The sequence below is a fragment of the Streptomyces sp. 891-h genome (genome assembly GCF_022760275.1).
Taxonomy (GTDB): Bacteria; Actinomycetota; Actinomycetes; order Streptomycetales; family Streptomycetaceae; genus Streptomyces; species Streptomyces spirodelae.
Window position 1 is genome coordinate 4014230 of sequence record NZ_CP050693.1, and the last position, 20771, is coordinate 4035000.

A 20771-nucleotide genomic window follows, 5' to 3' on the forward strand; every position below is an offset into this window, starting at 1 on the left:
CCGCTGGTCACCGTGGCATCGGATACCCCACCCACCGTGGTGCCGCTGGGCGGCTCAGGGCCAGGGCGGCGCTGGTGGTTGGGGGGCCGGCCAGGGGGCGGTTGGTCCAGAGGCTCTGGAGGAGTTCACGCTCGCGGGTGGCGAAGTCGGGGGCGGTGGCGCCGTTGTCGGCGCGGGCGCGGAGGAGGGCAAGCGCGGTGGCGTCGTGCTGGTAGGCGGCGACGGTGCGGGCGGCCTCCGGACCGTGGCTGCGGCGGGCCATGGCGCGGGCCATGGAGCGGGCGCGCATCGAGGAGAGGGACCAGGGTTCCGGTTCGCTGAACCAGCCCGCTGCGGCGTACGCGGGCAGGGTGTCCCGTACCAGGCGCAGCTCGTGCAGGCGGGACCAGATGGCGAGCCAGGTCAGCGCCCCGAAGACGGGGATCATGAAGAGTCCGTACACGGCGAGGAACGTGTAGTTGGCGAAGGACGCCGAGCCGTTCCATATCGCGTGCAGCAGTACAGCGGTGAACCAGCCCACCAGTGGCAGCACCCAGCGCAGGGTGCGCCGTCGCCTGGGCAGCGCGGCAATCATGCCGAAGGCTATGCCCGTCATCGACGTGAACAGCGGATGCGCGAAGGGCGCGAAGATGATGCGGATGAGGAAGGTGCCGACCGTGGCCGAACGGGCGAGGCTGTCGGGGTCGAGCACCGTGTCCTTTCCGTACGCGGTGCCGAGGTAGAGGATGTTCTCGGTGAAGGCGAAGCCGGCCGCGGTGATGCCGGCCGCGGCTATGCCCGCGATCACGCTGTCGAGATGGCGGCGGCGGAAGAGGAAGAGCAGCAGGATCGCCCCCGCCTTGGTCGTCTCCTCGACGACAGGGGCTATGACGATGGCTCCGAGCGTGTCCGCCTGGTCCGGTGAGTCGACGACGACGGATGAGGCCAGCCAGTCGGTGGCGAAGCCGTTGGCGAGGAGCGCCACCAGTGTCGCGGCGCAGGCTCCCCACGCGAAGGCGAAGAGGTGGTTGCGCCAGGGCGAGGGCAGCGGCGCGTTCAGCCAGCGGAACCCTGTCAGCAGCAGCGGCACCGGAAAGAGCGCCAGTCCGAATCCGACCAGCAGTCCCTGCGTACCGGTCTGTTCGCGTACCAGCGCGAGGATCATCAGCCCGCACAGGCCCAGCAGCACGATCACCGCTGTGGCGCGCAGAGTGCGCTGGTTCCGCTGCCACCAGGACGGCACCGGGTGCGTCTGCACGGCGTGAGTGTGCGGGTGTGCGTGGGCGTGGGCGCGTGGGTGCGCGTTGGCGTGCGCGGGTGCGTGTGGGTGTGCGTGTGTTTGTGCTTGCGCTTGGGGTGGGGGGCCGGCCTGGGCCGGGTCCTGCGTCTGCGTCTGTGTCTGTGTTCGTGTGTGCGTCGGGCCGTGGGCGTGCGCGGGGGAGCCGCCGGTCGGTTGCGGCGTTCCGGGCGGTGGGGCGGCGACCTCCGGGTAGTGGGGACCGGCCGGAGGGACGGCGCCCGGACCTGCGGGAGCCGGTGCGTACGAGGGAGCCGGGCCCGGCGGCTGCGGGGCGGTCGCGGGCCCGCTCGGGGGCGGCCCACCGTACGGGTACGGAGAGGGGGCGGCCCCGGGCGGCGCGGAGGCGTGCGGATTCGCCGGTGCGTACGGGTCCGTGGGTGCGTACGGGGCGGCCGGTGCCGGGTCGTGCGGGGGCACTGGCATCGGCGGAGGTGTCCGCGCGTCCTCCGGCCGAGCTGCCGACTGCGTGCCGCCCTCGGGCCATGGCCCACCCCGCTCCGTCTCCGGTACCCGGTCCTGGCGGCCCTCCGGCCGGCCGGGACGTGCGGGCGGGACGGGCGCGGGGCCGTGGGTCGGCCCGGGCGTCATCGCGTGGGGCGGCGCGCTGGGGGCGCCGGTTGCCTCGTCATGCACCCAACGACAGTAACCAGTGTGGGTGACGTACGCTGCGGCACCGCCACAACCACCGCCCGGCAGCCGTCAGGCCTCGGCCACCGCCGCCGGGCGGAGTTCACGAGCGCGGGCCCGTCTCAGCGGCGCGCGGGCCCGTCTCAGCGGCGGCGGAAGAGCAGGTCCCGCACCTTGTGTCCCTTGTCCAGACCCTGGCCCTCGAAGCGGGTCAGCGGGCGGTTCTCGGGACGGGGTGCGAAACCGCCGTCCGGCTGGGTGTTCTCGTACTCCGGGTGCGCGCTGAGCACTTCGAGCATCTGCTCCGCGTAGTTCTCCCAGTCCGTCGCACAGTGCACGAGAGCGCCCGACCGCAGCGGCCCGGCCGCCAGGTCCAGGAACTCGGGCTGGATCAGCCGCCGTTTGTGGTGGCGGGCCTTGGGCCACGGATCGGGGAAGTAGACCCGCAGTCCGGAGAGCGAGTCGGGGGGCAGCATTTCGCGCAGCAGGATGATCGCGTCCCCGTTGGCCACCCGTACGTTGGTGAGGCCCTTCTCGTCGGCGAGGCGCAGCAGGTTGCCCTGGCCGGGGGTGTGGACGTCCACGGCCAGTACGCCGGTGGCCGGGTCCCCGGCGGCCATCTGGGCCGTGGCCTCGCCCATACCGAAGCCGATCTCCAGGACGACGGGCAGTTCCGGATCGCCGAAGAGCTCACCGAGGTCGAGGGTGCGCAGCCCGTCCACGTCGAAGCCCCACCGGGGCCACAGCCGCTCCAGCGCCGCGCGCTGGCCCTTGGTCACCCGGCTGCGGCGCGGCTGGAAGCTGCGGATACGGCGCTCGTGGTGCGAGCCGGCCGGGTCGGGTGAGGGACCGGCTCCCGGGGGGAACATCCGCGCCATCACCCTTCCTGCCGGTCGTTGTGCGGCGTGCTGGTCGCCCTGGTGTCGGCCGGGTCCGACCTGACGTCGGTCGGGTTCGCCGTGGCGTCCGTCACCGGGTCCGCCTTCGGGCGGCCCCGCCGGGGCGTCGTCACCGTGCTGCGGACCGACATCAGCGTCCTTCCGGTCGTCGCCGGAGCCTGCTGGGCCGGCCGCCGGGTGGGTTGGGTCGTCGCTCTCGAGCACGTCAGGGAGGTCGGGGGAGTCTTTGCGTTCGGACACGATGTCTCAATTTTACGGGGGACGTGGCGGACGGCGGCGCTCCTCCCCAGCCCCAGGCCCCCGTCAGCCGTCTCCGAGCGCTCCGGCCACGCGTCGGGCGATCTCCCGTCCGATGGGCAGGGAGGCCGTCGCCGCCGGGGACGGTGCGTTGAGGACGTGGACGGTGTGGGGGCCCTCCGCGAAGAGGAAGTCGTCGACGAGAGTCCCGTCCCGCAGGACGGCCTGGGCTCGTACGCCGGCGGGCGCGGGGTGCAGGTCGGCTGCCGTCACCTCGGGCAGCAGCCGTCGTACGGCGGCCGTGAACGCCGGGCGGGAGAGCGAGCGCCGCACCTCACCTGCCCCGTACCGCCAGTGGCGGCGGGCTATCCGCCAGGTGCCGGGGTGGGTCAGCAGCCCAGCCAACTCGGCGGGGCGTACGGTCGGCCAGGCGTACCCCTCGCGGGCGAGGGCAGGGACGGCGTTCGGTCCCACGTGGACGCCGCCGTGCACGCCGCGGGTCAGGTGGACGCCCAGGAAGGGGAACGCCGGATCGGGCACCGGGTAGACGAGTCCGCGTACCAGGTGTTCCCGTTCGGGTACCAGCTCCGCGTATTCACCGCGGAACGGGAAAATACGGGCTTGCGATACATCTCCGGCGAGTCGGGCGATGCTGTCGCAGTGCAGCCCGGCGCAATTCACCAGGGCCCGCCCCCGTACCACAGTCCCGTCCGCCGTGCGGACGGCGACCCCGCGCCCCGGTCGGCGGTCGATCGCGGTGACGGCTCCGGCGGTGCCGTACCGCACCTCGGCGCCCGCGTCCCGGGCCAGCTGGGCGAGCCGGTCGGCGACGGCGACGAAGTCGCACACGCCCGTCGTCCCCACATGGATGGCCGCGAGGCCCCGTACGTGCGGCTCGTGCTCGGTGATCTGGGCCGGGCCCAGTTCCCGTACCGGGATGCCGTGCTGTCTGCCGCGTTGGATGAGGGCGTGCAGCCGGGGCAGTTCCCGGTGCTCGGTGGCGACGATCAGCTTGCCGGTGACCTGGTGCGGAATGCCGTGTTCCGCGCAGAATTTCACCATTTCCGCTGCGCCTTCGAGCGCGAACCGGGCCTTGAGGGAGCCGGGCGGGTAGTAGATCCCGCTGTGGATCACCCCGCTGTTCCGCCCGGTCTGGTGCCGCGCGGGGCCGGGCTCCTTCTCCAGGACGGTGACCCGGGTGCCGGGTGCCCGGCGGGTCAGCGCATAGGCGGTGGACAGACCGACGATGCCCGCGCCGATCACGAGCACATCGCAGTCGAGACTTCCGGACGTCGAGGACACGCCCCCCATCATGAACTGCCTCCGCCTCCTCGCCTCAGAAGCCTCCCCACTCGGACGCTTCCCCTTACGTCAGGCGCTTTCCCTCACGCCGGGGGACCAGTCCCCTCACGCCGGGGCCACCAGCAGCGGCCTGGCCCGCTCGCGCAGCTCGGCGACGCGGGGCTCGTCCCCGTACGGCTCCAGGCGGTGCAGCAGATCGCGGACGTACTCCGTGGTGCGTGCGGAGGAGATACGCCCAGCGACCTCCACGGCGCGCACCCCGGCGGCGCAGGCCGCGTCCAGGTTGCCCGACTCCAGTTCGGCGACGGCGGAGACGACGAGCCGCAGCCCGTGCGAGCGGACGAACTCCTCCTTCGGCTGGGAGAGCGCCTTCTCGGTGAACCGCCGTACCTGACGCGGCGCCTTCAGATCGCGGTAGCACTCGGCCGCGTCGGCGGCGAGCCGGTCGTAGGAGTAGAAGTCGAGCCAGGAGGGGTCTGTGTCGCCCTCCCGTGAGCGCTCCAGCCAGCTCTCGGCGGCCGACAGCGCGGTGGCGCACGCCTGGGCGTCGTTCGCCTTGGCGTGGGCGCGGGCCTCGACCAGCTGGAAGAAGCTCATGGTCCGCGCGGTGGCCAGGCCCCGGTTGCGCTCCAGCGCTGCCTGCGCGAGGTCGACGCCCTCGTCGGCGAAGCCCCGGTAGGTGGCCTGCAGGGACATGGAGGCGAGCACATAGCCGCCCAGCGGGACGTCGGCCGCCGCGCGGGCGAGCCGGAGCGCCTGGATGTAGTACCGCTGTGCGGCTTCCTGCTGCCCGGTGTCGAACGCCATCCACCCGGCGAGCCTGGTCAGTTCGGCGGTGGCGCCGAAGAGGGAGCGGCCGACCTCGTCGGTGTAGGCGCCCAGCAGCAGCGGTGCGGCGTCCACCCGCAGACACTCGGGAACCATGGACGAACGCCAGTCCCCGCCGCCGTACTTGGAGTCCCAGCGGCGTGCCTCGTCGGCGGCCTCGCGCAGCTTCGCGACGTCGGTGTGGCCGACGCGCAGCGGGGTGCCGACCCCGTCGGCTTCGCCGTCCCGGCCGTCACGCCCCTCGCGCAGGCGCCCCTCGGCGAGGGCCGTGAGGCTGTCGGCGGCGTCCGCTCTGGCCCCGTCGGCCGACGGGTTCGCCCCCTCCAGATACTCGACGTGGCGTGCGACCGAGCTGTCGGCCGGGGTTATGAGCCAGCGCGAGGCGGGGGTCGCGTACGCGCTGACGGCGAACGAGCCGGCCAGGGACTGCCAGATGCTGCCCCCGCCGCGCCGCCCGGCCAGATCGAGACGGTAGAGATCGGTGGCCGATTTGACGGCGGCTCCCACGTCACGCGGGAAGGCCAGCCCGACCTCGGGGGTCGGATCGGCGTCCGCGAGGCCGATCTCGTGCAGCGGCACCGGACGGCCGAGCTTGCTGCCGATCGCCGCCGCGATGAGGTGGGGTGCCGCACCTTGCGGCACCATCCCCTTCGACACCCAGCGGGCCACCGACGTCTTGTCGTACCGAAGAGTGAGGCCGCGTTGGGCCCCCAGATCGTTGACCCGTCGGGCGAGTCCGGCGTTGCTGATTCCTGCGAGGGCGAGGACGGTGCCGAGCTTCTCATTCGGCCCGCGTGACTCCCTGGACATGCGCACCCCTGACCACACCGACGACCGCCCCGCGGCTCTGGCGCGGGGCCCCCTCCCGTCACTGCGCACTGCGCGGCGCGGAAAGCACTGCGAACACAGCGTAGTTCGCCGAATCCCGACCGTTAAGAGGCGTCAGGCCGGATGGCGAGATCTATGTCCGTACGCGTGTACGTGCGGGGGTCACGTGCCACCCCCATACTGCCCCGCGCGAAGCGGCCGGAATCATGCGCGCCGTCCGCGGGACGTACGAGATCGTCGGCGCCTGGAGACGTGCCCCTGGTGTGTGGCCGTGCGCCCATGCATGCGCCTGCCCGACACGAAGGGGGGAGCGGTTCAGTGGGTGTTGCGTGGGTCAGGCCCGCTGCACATGGGTCAGTGGGCTGGGGGACACCGCCGTCTCATTCCCCGCGGACGGCGGTCCGGGCCGGGAGGTGCGCAACGCCCTCCCGGTCCGGCAACGGGACGGGGAGAGGACGACGTCCGACGGGCGGGGCCGCAAGCGGTGCCGAGGGGGGCAGGCCCCGCCCGGAGTTCGTACGGCGGGTGCGCGGCCGGGTGCCGTCGCGTCGCGGGGCCCGCGGGCCGGCGCGCGCGGCTCGGTACGCACCCGGCGGGCGTTCGCCCGGCGACCGCGAGGCGCCTGTGCGGACACGGACACCGGATTGACGTGGGGTTTCCCTTGGTTGCACGGCCGAGCGCCGAGCGGTCGGCCGAGCGCTACTGCGTCGGGGCGCGGGGCGGCTCGCGGCTCTTTTCGTGTGGGGATACGCCTCGCCGGGGCGTGCTTCCGGAGCGCTCCGGAGCGTCGGCGAGGGCTGCGCGTAGCGCTCGCTTCCGGTGCCGTCCGGCGGTCCGAGCCGGGGGTGTGCCGCCCTGTCGCTGCCCCCGTACGGGCCCCGGTCGCGCCCCGGCTGTGCCCGGCCGGTGGCCGCCGGAGACGGTCGGACCGGGCCGGTCCCTCCGCGTACGGCCGGGGTCCGGCCGCGTCCGGAACACCGCTTGCCGCGTGCCCCCTTCCATGCTTCCGTGCCCCGCGTGTGCGACGGGTCCGCGCGCCCCGCGTGCACGTCTCGTGCGGATCATCCCCGGGTGTCGCGCTCGCCCCGGTTGCCTTCGGTACGCCGCCTGTTCGATGTTGCGTGGCGGGGCGTCAAGAAGGCTGTCACCGCGGTGCGGAGGGCGCTCATATTTGGCCGAATGACATCGGTCGCCTGTGCCGTGCCGGGTGCGGACGCCAGGGGTATATGCCGCTGCCGTCCGGGCGCGGCTTCCGGGCAACTCATGGGTAACTCCGCGGCCCCGCCAGGGCGCTGGGCGGTGCGCGAGGGCGGCGTACCGCGTCGAGGTATGCGCCCCTTGCACGCCTCTTGTGCGCCACTCTCGTGGCACCATAGCCGCAACGGCAGCGGTTTCCGGGGTGGCAGACACCCGCAGCCCGGGCGCCCACGCGGTGCGGCAGACAGCGGCGGAGTGACGCGAAGGCAGGCGGCGATGCGTTGGTTGGTGGGGTGGAGCAGCGCCGCGGCAACGCCGGCAGCACGCCGTGCAGCCACCCGCACCACTTCCGCCACAGGTAACCCGGGCCGCACGGCCGCCGGTTCGCCCCCGCCGTACGGCACCCACGACACGTACGACCCCTACGACTCGTACGGTCCCTACGGACACGCCCCGCACACCGCGCACATCCCCGACGGGGGCGACGGCCTCCTCCAACCCGTCGGCGCACAGGTGCTCTGGAGCGGCCCCGACCCGCTGTGGGCCGTCGGCGACTGGCGGCCCGACGAGATCCGCGTCGTCGAGGCCGAGCCGGGCAACCGGCTCGCGGTCCTCGGCTGTTGCGGCGCCGGCGACGAGGAGTTGCGCCTCGGCCTTGTCGCGGCGCGTGGAGGAGCGTTTCGCCATCTGACCGCATGGCCCGGCAGCTACACCGCCGTGGCCTGCGTGGGCCGCCGTATCACCGTCGCCGCCGACCTCGCCGGGGCCCGGCCGGTCTTCCACGTCCCGTGGGCCGGCGGCACCGCCTATGCGACGGCCGCGCTGCCGCTGGCCGATCTCATCGAGGCCGAACTGGACTTCGGGCACCTGGCCGCGCTGCTGGCCTGCCCGGACGCGCCCGAAGCGCTGGGCGACGGCACCCCCTATCGCGGAGTGCGGCGGGTTCCGCCGGGGCACGCGCTGATCGTGCGGGACGGCGGCAGCCGGGAGGTCACCAGCTACGAGTCGTCCGGCTCCCTCGTCGTCGGCGCCCCGCCCGCGGACCCGGAGGCGGCCGTCGCAGGCGTACGGGACGCGCTCGTGGACGCCGTACGGGCCCGGCTCACCGCGCCACGCCACGCGGCCGAACGGGACGTCGACGCAGGCGCCGTACGCGATCCGGGCCCGGTGCCCGGCATGGGCCCCGCCGACCGGCAACGCGCCCGCGGAGGCCCGGCACCCGGCGTCGGTGCCGACCTGTCCGGCGGGCCCGCCTCCGGCACGCTCGCCCTGCTCGCCGCAGGGCTCCCCGGTACGCCCGGCACCGTCTTCGGTTCCGGCGCAGCGAGCGCGGGCGAGCGGCTGCTGGCGGTCACCTTCAACGACCTCACCCTGGGCGGGACGGAGGGCCGGCGTGGCGCGGGGCATCAGGGCGCAGGGGCGGGCGCGCACCAGTCCGCGGGCACCGACGGCCACCTCGCCGAACTGGAGCGCGCGCACGCCATCGCGGAGAACCCGCGGCTGCGTCATGTCGTGGTGACCGGCGGCGAGGAGACACTGCCCTACGCCGACCTGGCGAACGGGCCCCTCACCGACGAGCCGGGCCCCTGTCTGGTGACCGCCGAGCGGCACCGGTACCGGCTCTCGGCGGGCAGCGCCGACCACTTCCTCGGCGCGGGTGCCCGCCAGGTCGTCGACGCGCACCCCGCCCGCCTCGCCGACCTGCTGCTGGACCGGCGCCGCCGCCATCTGGTGCGGCCCGTCGCCGCGCTGGCCCGCGCCGAGGGGCAGACGGCGGGCCAGGCCACCGGCCGCTCGCTGCTGGTGCCCGTCACCATCTACCGGGCGGCGCGCAGGCTGGCCCGTACGCCCTACCGCGACGGGGTGGTGGAGACGGCGGCGCAGCTCCGCGACAGCGGGTTCACGGCCGCCGCCTTCGCCCCGTACCCGGAGGGCGGCGAGAGCGCGGTGGACGCCTCGGTCGCCGCGCTCACCTGGTGCCGGCCAGGACCGGCGGCGCGCTGGCTGACGGGGGAGGCGCTGGCGGAGGTCTCGCTGCGGCTGGAGGCCGCCGCGCAGGCCCGGCCGTCCATCGAGCGCCCCGGCGAACGACGCGCCAGAGCGGCGCTCGCCAGGGCCGCCGCCGACCACCGGGTGCTCGAACAGGCGGCCGAGATCCGTAATCAGCGCCTGCACGCCCCCTATTTCGACAACCAGGTTGTCCGTGCGGCCCGTGAACTGCCCGAGGCCCTGCGCGTACGCCCGGGAGCGCGCGCCTCCATACTGCGCGCCGCACTCGCAGGTGCCGGCGTACACGAACTCCCTCCCGGCTGGGGCGCCCCGACCCACGCCACCCACTACGCCGCCCTCCGCGCGGGCGTCCGGCTGGCCGCCGACCAGCTGCTGGAGCTTTTCCGGGCGCCGCTGCTGGCCGAGGCCGGACTGGTGGAGGCCCGCGTGGTGCGCCAGGCCGTCCAGCGGGTGGCCCGAGGCGAACAGCTGCCCGTGGAGGGCATCGCCGACCTGGTCTCCATGGAGCTGTGGCTGAGCCGCCTGCTGGCCCGGCGCGGCACCTGCTGGACCGGCTCCTCCGCACCACGCCACCGCGCCGCCTCGGCAGGCGTCCACCCCGACGCCCGCTACGAACGGATGCTTCCGCCGACCGGGGGATGACCCCGGGGGTGACCCGGGGATGGCCGGGTGAGTAGGGGGTGTGAGCGGGGCGGGCTCGCAGTCCGGACGGCCGGACTGCGGTGCGGGCGCCGGAAAACCATCCGGCACTGTCGGCGCCGAAAGGGACAATGGGCCTGTGCGGTATCTGATCCTGGGGGCGAGCGAGGCCCGCGACGAGGCAGGGCAGCCGCTCCCGCTGGGCGGGCAGCGGCTGCGCGCGCTGTTCGCCGCGCTCGCGCTGCACGCGCGCAGCCGCGCGCCCATGCCCGCGGACGCGCTGATCGAGGACGTGTGGGCGGACGCGGAGCACGGCGCCATGCCGGAGAACGCGCCGGCCGCGCTCCAGGCGCTCGTGGCGAGGCTGCGCCGGGCCCTGGGCAAGGACGCCGTCGAGTCGCTGCACGGCGGCTACCGGCTGCGGATCGACCCGGAGCGCGACGAGGTCGACCTGATCCGCTTCGAACACCTGGCCGCCGAGGGCGAGCGCGCACTGGAGGAGGGGGACCCCGAACGGGCCGCTGCCGTGCTCCGCGAGGGCCTCGCGCTCTGGCGCGGCCCCGCCCTCGCCGATCTGCCGGGCCGTACGCCCGCCGCCGCCCGTGCCGAGGCGCTGCGGCACACCGTGCTCCAGCGCCGCCTCACCGCCGAACTGGCGCTGGGCCGTGCTGCGCGGGTACTGCCGGAGCTGCGCGAACTGGCTCCCGCACACCCGCTCGACGAACCGCTCCAGACGCTGTATCTGCGCGCCCTGCACGACAGCGGCCGTACGGCTGAGGCGCTGGCCGCCTACGAGTCCGTACGCCGGGGCATAGCCGCCCGCCTCGGCGCCGACCCGGGGCCCGAACTGCGCACGCTCCACGCCGAGCTGCTTGCTGCTGGGGTGCCGGAAGAGGACCGGTCTGGTGGGGCGGGCGGGGCCGGTAGGGACGGTGGGGCAGGCGGGGCTGAGCTCGGCGCCGTCTCGCGGGATGCGGTCGAGGGTTCTGCGGCCTCCCCGCGTGCCGCAGCCCCGGGAGCCGGAGCTACCCCGAGAACCGAAGCCGCTCCGCGAGCCCGCGCCGCGTCGCCCGCATCCGGCGCCGCACCCAAGGGTTCACGACCGACGGCGGCCCGCGGCCGCGAGCGCGTACCCGGTTCCGCCGACCGTGACGGGCGTCCCAAGGCCGGCAGCGCACCTGCGGGCCGGCGCGGCAACCTCAGGGCCCGGCTGACCAGCTTCGTCGGGCGGGAGACCGACATCGCCGCCATCGACTCCGATCTGGGAGCCTCAAGGCTGGTCACGCTGATCGGCCCGGGTGGCTCGGGCAAGACCCGGCTGGCCGAACAGGTCGCGGCGACGGCGGCCGCCACCGAGCCGACGCCGTACCCGGACGGCACCTGGCTGGTGGAGCTGGCGCCGCTCGACCACCCCGCCGCCGTCCCGGACGCCGTGCTCAGTGCCCTCGGCCGCCGGGTGACCTCGCTGTCCACGGCCGCCACCGAGGGCACCCGCTCGCTGGGCGGCGACGGAGACGCCACGGCGCTGCTGATCGAACACCTGGAGCAGCGCGACCTGTTGCTGGTGCTCGACAACTGCGAGCACGTCGTCCATGCCGCTGCGACCCTCGCCGAGACGCTGCTTGCGCACTGTCCGGGCCTCACCGTGCTGGCGACCAGCCGGGAGCGTCTCGGCGTACCGGGTGAGACGGTGCGCCCGGTCGAGCCGCTGCCGCCCGTGCCCGCGCACCGGCTGTTCGCCGACCGCGCCGCCGCGGCACGCCCCGGGTTCCGTACGAGCGAGGACCCCGAGGCGGTCGCGGAGATCTGCCGTCGCCTCGACGGGCTGCCGCTCGCGATCGAGCTGGCGGCCGCGCGGCTGCGGTCGCTCACACCGCGGCAGATCGCCGACCGCCTGGACGACCGCTTCCGGCTGCTCACCAGCGGCAGCCGCACCGTACTGCCGCGCCAGCAGACGCTGCGCGCGGTCGTCGACTGGTCGTGGGACCTGCTGGACGAGCGCGAGCGCACCGTCGTACGCCGACTGTCCGTCTTCGCGGGTGGCTGCACGCTCTCCGCGGCCGAACACGTATGCGCGGACGGTTCACCGGACGGCGTCGAACAGCCCCATACGGGGGACGCGCCGAAGACAACTCGCGCACCGGAGGCCCCGCATGCACCGGGCACCCGGCCGGAGCCGATCCGCCCCGACGACGTACTCGACCTCCTCTCCGCGCTCGTGGACAAATCCATCCTCGTCGCCGACCAGCCGCCCGCGCTCTCCGGCACCGGCGTGCGCTACCGCATGCTGGAGACCATCCACGACTACGCCCGCGAACGCGCCGCCGAACACCCGGCCGACCGCGAGGCGGCCGGGGCGCGGCACAGCGCACAGATCCTCCGCTTCGCCAACGCGGCCGAACCCCGCCTGCGCTCCGCCGAACAGCTCTCCTGGCTGCCGCGAGTCGAGGCCGACCTCGACAACATCCGTGCGGCCCTGCACCGTTCGCTGCGCGACGGAGACCTGGAGACGGTCGTCTCGCTCGTCCGCTCGGCCGGCTGGTTCTGGTGGCTGCGCAACTACCGCGACGAAGGCGCGCACTGGGTGAAGGCCGTGCTGTCGATGCTTCCCCCCACCCGGCAGGAACGCGACTGGGACCAGGAGACGCTCTTCCGGGAGTTCCAGCTGCTCGACTACTTCCTGCTGGCCGAGCACCACAGCCAGGAACTCCTCACCGATCCGCACCACCGTGCGGTCGCCCAGGAGCTCCTGATCACCTTCCGCGAACCGGGCCCGGACGCCGCGCGCTTCCCCGGCCTGCTCTGGCCCTTCACCAGCTACCTGCTGGAGGGCAACAAGGGCGTGGCCTCCCTGATGGACGTCTCCGTCGCCAACTGTCGACGGTACGGCGGCCCGTGGGAGCTGGCCGTCTCCCTGCTCTTCCGGGCCCACGTGCTGCTGGACCTGCCCGGCGGCGTGCGCGCCGCCAAGGACGATCTACCCGAGATCAGAGCCCTGGCCGAGAGCACCGGCGACCGGTGGCTGCTGAGCCAACTGTGCGGGCTGCGCGCGGAGGTCGCCCTTCAGGAGGGCCGCTACGACGATGCCCGCGCCGAGTGCGAGACCGCCCTGCGCTACGCCCAGGAGCTCGGGGCCTTCACCGAGATGCCTCTGCTGCTGGCCCGGATCGCCGAGATCTGGTTCCGCCGAGGGGACACGGAACAGGCCGACAAGCTCGCCGACCGGGCCATGGAGCAGGCCGAACAGCTGGGGGTCAGGGACGCGCTGACGATCGCCGTCTTCGTCCGCTCGGTCGCGGCCACCGAGGCCGACGACATCGAACGGGCCCGCGATTTCCACTCCCAGGCCCAGAAGAGCGCGGCAGTCGGCACCCCGCCGGCGATGTTCGAGGTCATGATGCGCGTGCTGGACGCCCGTATCACCGCCTCCGAAGGGCCGGAGCTGCTCCCCGAGGCCATCCGCAAGATCCGTACCGCCATCCGCACCGGGCTGGAGGTCGGCATCCCGGAGAGCCTCGTCGGCCAGTCCCTGCTGACCGCGGGCTACATCCTGCACCTGGCAGGGCGTCACCCACTGGCCGTGCAGTTCGCCGACGCGGCCCAGCGGCTCCGGGGCGAGCTGCCTGCGAGCGTCCCCGAACGCCGCCTCGACGGCACCATCCGTGCCTACTCAGGGCCTTCCGGCCCCTCCGCTGCCGGTCCCGCCGACCCCGCAGGGCGTCCGCCGCTGACCGGGGCCGAGGCCGTCGAGCTGCTGGACGAACTGTGCGCCCAGTTCGCCGCCGAGACCTCCACCGAGGAGACAGCGCCCGTCCGGGAGGGGTGACGTTCCACCACCAGCCGCACCTGGTGGTCCCCGCCCCCGGCAGCCAGCGTCACGCTGTGGCGCGAGACCTCGATGAGATCGTGCTCCTGGGGCGGCTCCGGCTCCGGCTCCGGCTCCGGCGGCTCCGGGCGGGGGCTCGGCGGCGCTGGCGGCGCCGGCCGCTGAGGCTTCGGCGGGTCGGGGCGCCGTGGCGGAGCCTCGACCGCGGGGGCGGACTCCGGCTTCGGCGCGGGGCGCGGCGCGGCCTGCGGTGGGGGCGGCTCGGCCGCGGGCGGGTCGGGCTCCGGTGGCCCCGGCTTCGGCTGCTCGGGGCCCGGCGCGGGACCGGGCGCCGGATCGGCCTTCTTCGGCGGGTGCCCGGGGGCGGCGGGCGGCGCTGGATGGCGTGCTTCCGGCTTCTCGGAGGGCTCTCCGTCGCCTCCGCTCAGCGCATAGGCGAGCACCGCACCGGCCGCCGCGACAGCGCCCAGCCCGAGGCCGGCCTTCGCGGGAGCGCCCAGCCCTTCCGCCGCCGCACCACCCGCACCGGCACCACCGCCCGCTCCCGCACCACCGGCTCCCGCACCACCGGCCGCGCCGCCAGAAGCCGAGCCCCCTGCCACCGCGCTGCCCGCAGCCGCGCCGCCCGCCGTCGCCGCGCCGCCGCCCAGCAGTGCCGCGAACGCCTTCGCGCCGCTCGCCGTTCCGAACCAGCCCACCAGGGCCACCGGAACCAGCAGCCTGATGTGCTGATTGAGGTCCTCGACCTCCGACGCCGCCTGACGGCACGCCGGGCACTCCTCCAGGTGCCGGGCCAGTCCCCGCTCGGCCCGCATCCGCAGCCCGCCGCGCGCGTAGGCGCCGAGCCGGTCGGCGTACCGGGCGCACTCCCCGCCCTCCGTCAGAGCCCGGTTGACGTGGGCTTGGAGGTACGCCTGCTTGAGGTGCTCCCGGGCGCGGTGCGCCGCCGTCGCCGTGGCCCCGCGCGACTTGCCCAGCAGCGGCGCCACCTCCTGCGGCGGTACGCCCTCAACGGCGGTGTGCCACAGCAGCATCCGGTCGTACTCGGACAGGCTCCGGAACGCGCGGACGACCAGCTTCTCCTCGGCCTCCCGCATCGCCCGCACCTCGGCGCCGAGCTCGAGGGTGGCCTCGTCCCGAGCCGAGGAGGCGGCAGCCGCCGACTGCGCGAACGCCGCGAAGTCGTCCACCAGCCGCTCCCGCCGCCGGGTCCTGGCCCAGTCCGCCGCCACACGCCGTACGGAGGCCAACAGGTAGGCCCGCGCCGACGCCTCGGGGCCCTTGCCGCCGCGTACGGCCTGCAAGGTGCGGGCGAAGACCTCACCCGTCAGATCCTCCGCCGTGTCGGCGTCCCGGCAGCACGTACGCGCGTAGCGCCGCACCGGCTCGGCGTGCCGCCGGTACAGCTCCTCGTACGCCTCGTCGTCGCCCTGCCGCATCCGGGAGAGCAGCTCCATGTCGGAGACGCCGTGCCGCCTGCGCTGCTCGGGGACCTGGCTCGGATCGGGCCGCCCGGACGGCCCCCGGACGGAGCCTGGGCGAGTGTCTCGGGACCCCCGGCCCTTGTCACCGCCCATCGCCGCGACTTCCCGATCCGCCCTGCGTGCTGACCATCGCGTCAGCGTGGCACAGCACCGGCGGACGGGAACCCGACAAGCAGATCAACCACCCGTTCGGGTCGTCCCGCACGGGTTTGCGCATGCACGGGTCCGTCACAGGGCAGCGGCAGCCCGCACCGGTTCAACGGGCGCCACGGCAGTCAGCAGGTACCGCGGGAGCGCAGCCCCTCCAGGAGGATGTCCAGCAGTCGAGTCGAGGCGGCCGCCTGCTGTGCCGCGTCCGGCAGGGAGGGGGCGGCGGTCGCTATCACCAGCAGCACATCGCCCACGGTCACATCGGGACGCAGCTCGCCCGCTCCCCGCGCCCGCTCGACCAGCTGCCCGACGACCTCCAGCAGCTCCGCCGCACCGGGGTCCTCGTCCATTCCGTCGTACGCGGCGCCGGAATCGCGCCCCGTGCCGGGACGTTCCACCAGCCGCAGATCCGGCTGGCCTCCCTCGGTGAACGCCGGTGCTTCGGCGTATCCGTTCTGCACAGAGGCGCGCTGCTGGGGCACCCGCAGTGTGGTGTCGGACCGCGTCTCGGCCCGGAGTATCCGGGGCGGCAGCAGCCGCCCGGCCCCCGAAGCCACGGAGGTGCGCAGAAAGCGCGAGAGCGCCGACCAGGGCTCCTCCTCCTGGCCCAGCGCGGCCCGCGCCTGCTCCGTCAGCCGCGCCGTCTCCTCCTCGGCTATCCGCCTGACCAGCACGTCCTTGCTCGGGAAGCGGCGGTATACCGTCCCGACCCCCACCCGCGCCCGGCGGGCGACATCCTCCATCGGCGCGCCGTAGCCCAGCTCGCCGAAGACCTCGCGCGCGGCGCGCAGGACGTGTTCGAGATTCCGCTGCGCGTCCACCCTCAGCGGCGTCGTGCGCCGGGCCGCCGCCGTCGCGGCGCCGGTCGCGGTGGAGTGCGCGGTGGTCTGGCCCTCCGCGACGGAGACAGCGGTCGGCGCCGTCCCGGCATGAGAGCCGTGAATACCCTGAATGTGCATCGTTGTTCCCCCGGTAAATCCAGTCTCCCCCCGGAGACCCCCGCGTCCGCGGGGTCGGAATGCGCGCAGTGGTCCCTGGATCGCACCCCGCTGGGATACGAACATAGTTGAGCCCACCCTGAGAGAGAAGAGGGCGTCCCGGCACGGCCGCGCCTGCCCGGTGCCCCGGTACCGGACGTATCCCGCCCTTACGCCCCCCGCGCGCCCCGCGCCCCGGCGGTGACCTGCGCGTACCGCTCCCGCTACGGCGTCGCTGGTACAGCGGGCGCTCGGCGGACACCGGTCACATGATTGACGTGTCCTGTGGACAAACGAGGGGCCGAGGGTGCGTCATGGTCAGGTGACGAAGGCCACGAAGGAACCTGCGAAACCCGCGCGCATCCTGGTTGTCGGCGGCGGCTACGTCGGCATGTACACCGCGCTGCGCCTCCAGCGCCGACTCAAGCACCGTCTCCGACAGGCAGCCGGCTCCGGTGGCGTCCCGGCCCCCGACGCGCCGGACGCCCTCGGCGCGCCCGGATCACCCGTCGCCTCGTCACTGGAGTCGGCCGACGGGATCACCATCACGATCCTGGACCCGGACCCTTATATGACGTATCAGCCGTTCCTTCCGGAGGCCGCCGCCGGGTCGATCTCCCCGCGGCACGTCGTCGTCCCCCTGCGCCGGGTGCTCTCGCACTGCCAGGTCATCGTGGGCGAGGCCCGCACCATCGACCCCGACCGCCGTGTCGCGCACATCTCCACCCTGGCCACGGCCGAGGCCGACGCGGCGCGCGCGGCACAGCCGGCACCCGGCCGCCCGCCCGAGCCGCAGACCCTGGAACTGCCCTACACCGAACTCGTGCTGGCACCCGGTTCCGTCTCGCGCACCCTCCCGGTCCCCGGCCTGGCCGAGCACGGCATCGGCTTCAAGACCGTCGAGGAGGCCATCGGGCTGCGCAACCACGTGCTCGAACAGCTCGACATCGCCTCCTCCACCCGCGACCCTGCCATCCGCGACGCGGCGCTCACCTTCGTCTTCGTGGGCGGCGGCTACGCGGGTGTCGAAGCGCTGGCCGAACTGGAGGACATGGCGCGCTACGCCTGCCGCTATTACCACAACATCTCCGCGGACGATCTGCGCTTCATGCTGGTGGAGGCGAGCGACCGGATTCTGCCCGAGGTCGGCGCGGAGATGGGCGGCTACGCGCTGCGCGAGTTGCGCGCACGCAATATCGACGTACGCCTGGAGACCCGTCTCGACTCGTGCGAGAAGCGGGTCGCGGTCCTCAGCGACGGCTCCCGCCACCCCACCCGCACCCTGGTGTGGACCGCAGGCGTCAAACCGCACCCCCTGCTGGCCCGCACCGGTCTGCCGCTCACCGCGCGCGGCAAACTCAAGTGCGAGGCGACACTGCGCGTCGAGGGGACCGAACACGCCTGGTCGGCGGGCGACGCGGCGGCCGTCCCCGACCTCACGGCGACCCCGGCGCCGGCCGAGGCGGCGACCGACGGCGCGGAACCCCCGCTGTGCGCCCCCAACGCGCAGCACGCCGTACGCCAGGCACGCCGCCTCGCCGACAACCTCGCAGCGGTGTGCGAGGGCCAGGACCCCACCCCCTACCGCCACTCCTACGCGGGCTCCGTCGCCTCCCTCGGACTGCACAAGGGGGTCGCGCACGTGTACGGACGGAAACTCAAGGGCTACCCTGCCTGGTTCATGCATCGCGCCTACCACCTCAGCCGGGTGCCGACCTTCAACCGCAAGGCACGCGTGCTGGCGGAATGGGTGCTCTCCGGCCTGTTCAAGAGGGAGATCGTCTCCCTCGGCTCGCTGGAGCACCCCCGTGCCGAGTTCGAACTCGCCGCGGGCACCGTACGGCGCCCCGACGAGAGGTGAGGGTTCCACCGGCGCGGTGGGCCACACTGGACATGTGACCATGGGTGGGCCCGTGTCTGCGAAGCGTGACCCCGAAGCGGCCCCCCAGCGACCCGAGCGAACACAGCGAACCACACAAGGAATCGGACGACGTGAACTTCACGCGCTGGAGCGCCCGACTGCCCGGCACACAGCGGCGCACCGCTGCCGCCCAGGCCGCGATAAAGGCGCGAGCGCAGTCGACCGAGACCTCCGGCGAGGGCAAGGACGACGGCGGCAAGAGCTCGGGCACCGGCCGCACCGGTGACGACGGCACCGAACGCGAAGGGGCCGACGGAACCGAGGGCAACGGCCCCGACCCGGGCGGCGAACCGACAGCCGGACCGGCTGCCGCGCCGACAGCCGCCGCGACGACAGCCGATGCGACCGTGCCCGAACAGGCCGTACCCGGCCGCCCGGCCGACCCGTACGAGGACTCCTCGGACGCCCCCACCGTCCCCGCCGCCCGCCTCAGCCCGCACGCCGAGGCCGACTCCGCGCTCCCCGCGGAACCCGGTGCAGCAGCCGACCCCGGCCCACCCGCCGAACCCGAACGAGCGGCGCGGCAGCGCCGGCGCGCCATCGACGCGCTCCCCGTACGCGCCCTGCTCGGCGAGGTTCCCGCGCTGGCAGCCGTCGTACACGGCCCCGAGCACCGCATCGCGTTCGTCAACGACGCCTACGTCCGCGTCTTCGGCCCCCGCCCCACCGGCGCCGCCGCCCGCGAGGCCCTGCCCGAACTGGTCGAGCTGGGGCTGCTCCCGCTGATGGACCAGGTCCGGCGCAGCGGCCGCCCCCGTACGGTCAAGTCCCGCCGGGTACCCCCGCGCCGGCAGGCGCCCGGCCCCAGGCGCCGCGCGGGCTACTACACCTTCACCTGCACCCCCATCACCACATCAGGTGACAGCGGAGTGCTGATCTTCGCCGCCGACGTCACCGACCAGGTGGAAGCGGTCGAACGGCTGCGCGCCAGTGAACGCCGCCAGCGCGAGGCGGCCGTCACCCTCCAGCGCAGCCTGCTGCCCCAGGAACTGGAGCAGCCCGACGACCTGCGCGTCGCCGCCACCTACCAGCCGGGCGGCACCGACGCGGCTGTCGGAGGCGACTGGTACGACGTCATCACCCTCGGCGCGGGCCGCACCGCGCTCGTCATCGGGGACGTCATGGGCCGCGGTGTGCGCGCCGCCGCCGTGATGGGGCAGCTGCGCACGGCCGTCCGCGCCTACGCGCGCCTCGACCTGCCGCCGCACGAGGTCCTGCAGCTCCTCGACGGACTCGCCGCCGAGATCGACGCCTCCCAGATCGCCACCTGTGTCTACGCCGTCCACGACCCCAACGAAGGCCGCCTCAGCTACGCCTCCGCCGGGCACGTACCGATCCTCGTACGCGACCCCGACGGCACCGTCCACCGCGCCGACGAGCACACCGGCCCGCCCCTGGGCACGGGCGGCTGGCTGCACACCTCGGGCAGCCTCGCACTGCCCGAGGGCGCCACAGCGGTGCTCTACACCGACGGCCTGATCGAGCGCCGGGACGCCGACATCGACGAGGGAATCGCGGCACTGGAAGGCGCCTTCGCAGGCGCCACCGGCTCGCCCGACATCATCTGCGACCGGCTGCTGCGCGCCCTGGGCATCAGCGAGGACCACGACGACGACGTGGCGCTCCTCGTCTTCCAGCACCCGGTACGCAGCGGCCCCGACGCCGAGCTGTTCCACAACGCGGCACTCGACCTGCTCGGCGGCACCGAGGCGGCGCCGCGCGCCCGGGCCTTCGCCTCCGGCGTCCTGGCCTCCTGGCGCTTCCCCACCGAACTCCGCGACCTCGGCGTACTGGCCGCCAGCGAACTGGTCGCCAACTCCCTCCAGCACGGCACCCCTCCGATGCGGCTGCTGCTGCGCCGTACCGACCGCCGCCTGATCATCGAGGTCACCGACGGCGACGAGCACCTGCCACGCCGCTGCCGCGCCGAACCGGCCGACGAGGCGGGACGGGGCATCTCGATCGTCGCCACGATCGCCTCGGCGTGGGGCAGCCGCCGCACCCAGGGCGGCGGCAAGTCCGTCTGGTGCGAGTTCGCCCTGCCGGGCAGGTAGCGCAGACGCGGCCGCGCCCCCTCGCGTACGACGGCGAGGGGGCGCCCGTCCTGCCCATCCCGCCCGTCCGGGCAAGGCCGGTCACCGCACGACGTCAGCGCGCTGCTCCTCGAGAACCGGACGCGCAGCGTCCCCACGCGCCACGATGACCGACCCGGGCCGGTCCTCCCGCTCGGTGAGCCGCCGCCCCAGCACCAGGGCGAGACCCGTCACGCCCAGGCAGCTCACCACCAGCAGCACGATGTACGCGGACCACGCACCGGCCGCGGCGAGGGCACCGCCCACAGCGGGACCCACGGCCAGCGCCAACTGCTTCACCAGCGCGAAAGCCGAGTTGTACTGACCGACGAGACGCGCCGGCGCCAGATCGGCGACCAGCGGCGCCACCGTCGGCGACAGCATCGTCTCGCCGACCCCGAACAGCGCGTAGGTCCCGATGAGCAGCGCGGTGGCCACCGCCTGCGCCCCGTGCACCAGCCCGGAAGCCCCCGCGGCCAACCACGCGACCGTCCA

At 74.3% G+C, this 20771-nt stretch carries 11 protein-coding genes and 1 pseudogene (1 of these 12 cut by a window edge); 4 read left to right on the forward strand and 8 right to left on the reverse strand.

The window, feature by feature from the left end:
* Nucleotides 1-7: 7 nt before the first annotated feature.
* From HC362_RS17500 to HC362_RS17520, 5 genes are all read right to left on the reverse strand, one after another.
* Entirely contained in the window at nucleotides 8-1237 is a 1230-nt protein-coding gene (locus tag HC362_RS17500) for a PrsW family intramembrane metalloprotease (protein WP_243088666.1), read from the reverse strand.
* Nucleotides 1238-2049: 812 nt separating this feature from the next.
* Nucleotides 2050-2784 (reverse strand): tRNA (guanosine(46)-N7)-methyltransferase TrmB, encoded by a 735-nt coding sequence (trmB, locus tag HC362_RS17505; RefSeq protein WP_243084869.1) that lies wholly within the window; start codon nucleotides 2782-2784, stop codon nucleotides 2050-2052.
* The gene (locus tag HC362_RS17510) at nucleotides 2784-2936 is read right to left on the reverse strand and encodes a hypothetical protein (protein WP_243084870.1); all 153 of its coding nucleotides are present in this window, start codon (nucleotides 2934-2936) and stop codon (nucleotides 2784-2786) included. The genes trmB and HC362_RS17510 overlap by 1 nt, the downstream gene beginning before the upstream one ends.
* Before the next feature lie 172 nt (nucleotides 2937-3108).
* Entirely contained in the window at nucleotides 3109-4356 is a 1248-nt protein-coding gene (lhgO, locus tag HC362_RS17515; RefSeq protein WP_243084871.1) for an L-2-hydroxyglutarate oxidase, read from the reverse strand.
* A gap of 93 nt (nucleotides 4357-4449) precedes the next feature.
* A complete protein-coding gene (locus HC362_RS17520; RefSeq protein ID WP_243084872.1) occupies nucleotides 4450-5982 on the reverse strand; it encodes a sporulation protein in 1533 nt (510 codons plus the stop codon).
* A gap of 1491 nt (nucleotides 5983-7473) precedes the next feature.
* Between HC362_RS17520 and HC362_RS17525 the strand changes: the two genes are divergently transcribed.
* Together HC362_RS17525 and HC362_RS17530 are read left to right on the forward strand one after the other, a co-directional pair.
* Nucleotides 7474-9849 (forward strand): asparagine synthase, encoded by a 2376-nt coding sequence (locus tag HC362_RS17525; protein WP_243084873.1) that lies wholly within the window; start codon nucleotides 7474-7476, stop codon nucleotides 9847-9849.
* Between the two features lie 136 nt (nucleotides 9850-9985).
* Nucleotides 9986-13672, forward strand: a complete 3687-nt coding sequence (locus HC362_RS17530; protein ID WP_243084874.1) for a BTAD domain-containing putative transcriptional regulator — start codon at nucleotides 9986-9988, stop codon at nucleotides 13670-13672.
* A 146-nt stretch (nucleotides 13673-13818) separates the two neighbouring features.
* Here HC362_RS17530 and HC362_RS17535 read toward each other — a convergent pair.
* Nucleotides 13819-15129: pseudogene (locus HC362_RS17535) on the reverse strand (sigma-70 family RNA polymerase sigma factor); the annotation flags it as partial.
* A 302-nt stretch (nucleotides 15130-15431) separates the two neighbouring features.
* Entirely contained in the window at nucleotides 15432-16265 is an 834-nt protein-coding gene (locus tag HC362_RS17540) for a TetR/AcrR family transcriptional regulator (RefSeq protein ID WP_243084875.1), read from the reverse strand.
* A gap of 409 nt (nucleotides 16266-16674) precedes the next feature.
* Between HC362_RS17540 and HC362_RS17545 the strand changes: the two genes are divergently transcribed.
* Both HC362_RS17545 and HC362_RS17550 read left to right on the forward strand, forming a co-directional pair.
* Nucleotides 16675-18144, forward strand: a complete 1470-nt coding sequence (locus HC362_RS17545; protein WP_243088668.1) for an FAD-dependent oxidoreductase — start codon at nucleotides 16675-16677, stop codon at nucleotides 18142-18144.
* 131 nt (nucleotides 18145-18275) lie between these two features.
* Complete coding sequence (locus tag HC362_RS17550; RefSeq protein WP_243084876.1) at nucleotides 18276-20258, forward strand: SpoIIE family protein phosphatase; 1983 nt, start codon at nucleotides 18276-18278, stop codon at nucleotides 20256-20258.
* Nucleotides 20259-20339: 81 nt separating this feature from the next.
* On the opposite strand, the gene HC362_RS17555 is transcribed toward HC362_RS17550, so the two are convergent.
* Nucleotides 20340-20771, reverse strand: the 3' portion of a protein-coding gene (locus HC362_RS17555) for an MFS transporter (RefSeq protein WP_243088670.1). 855 nt of this gene lie beyond the right edge of the window; the window shows 432 of its 1287 coding nt (coding positions 856-1287); its start codon lies off the right edge, out of view; it ends in the stop codon at nucleotides 20340-20342.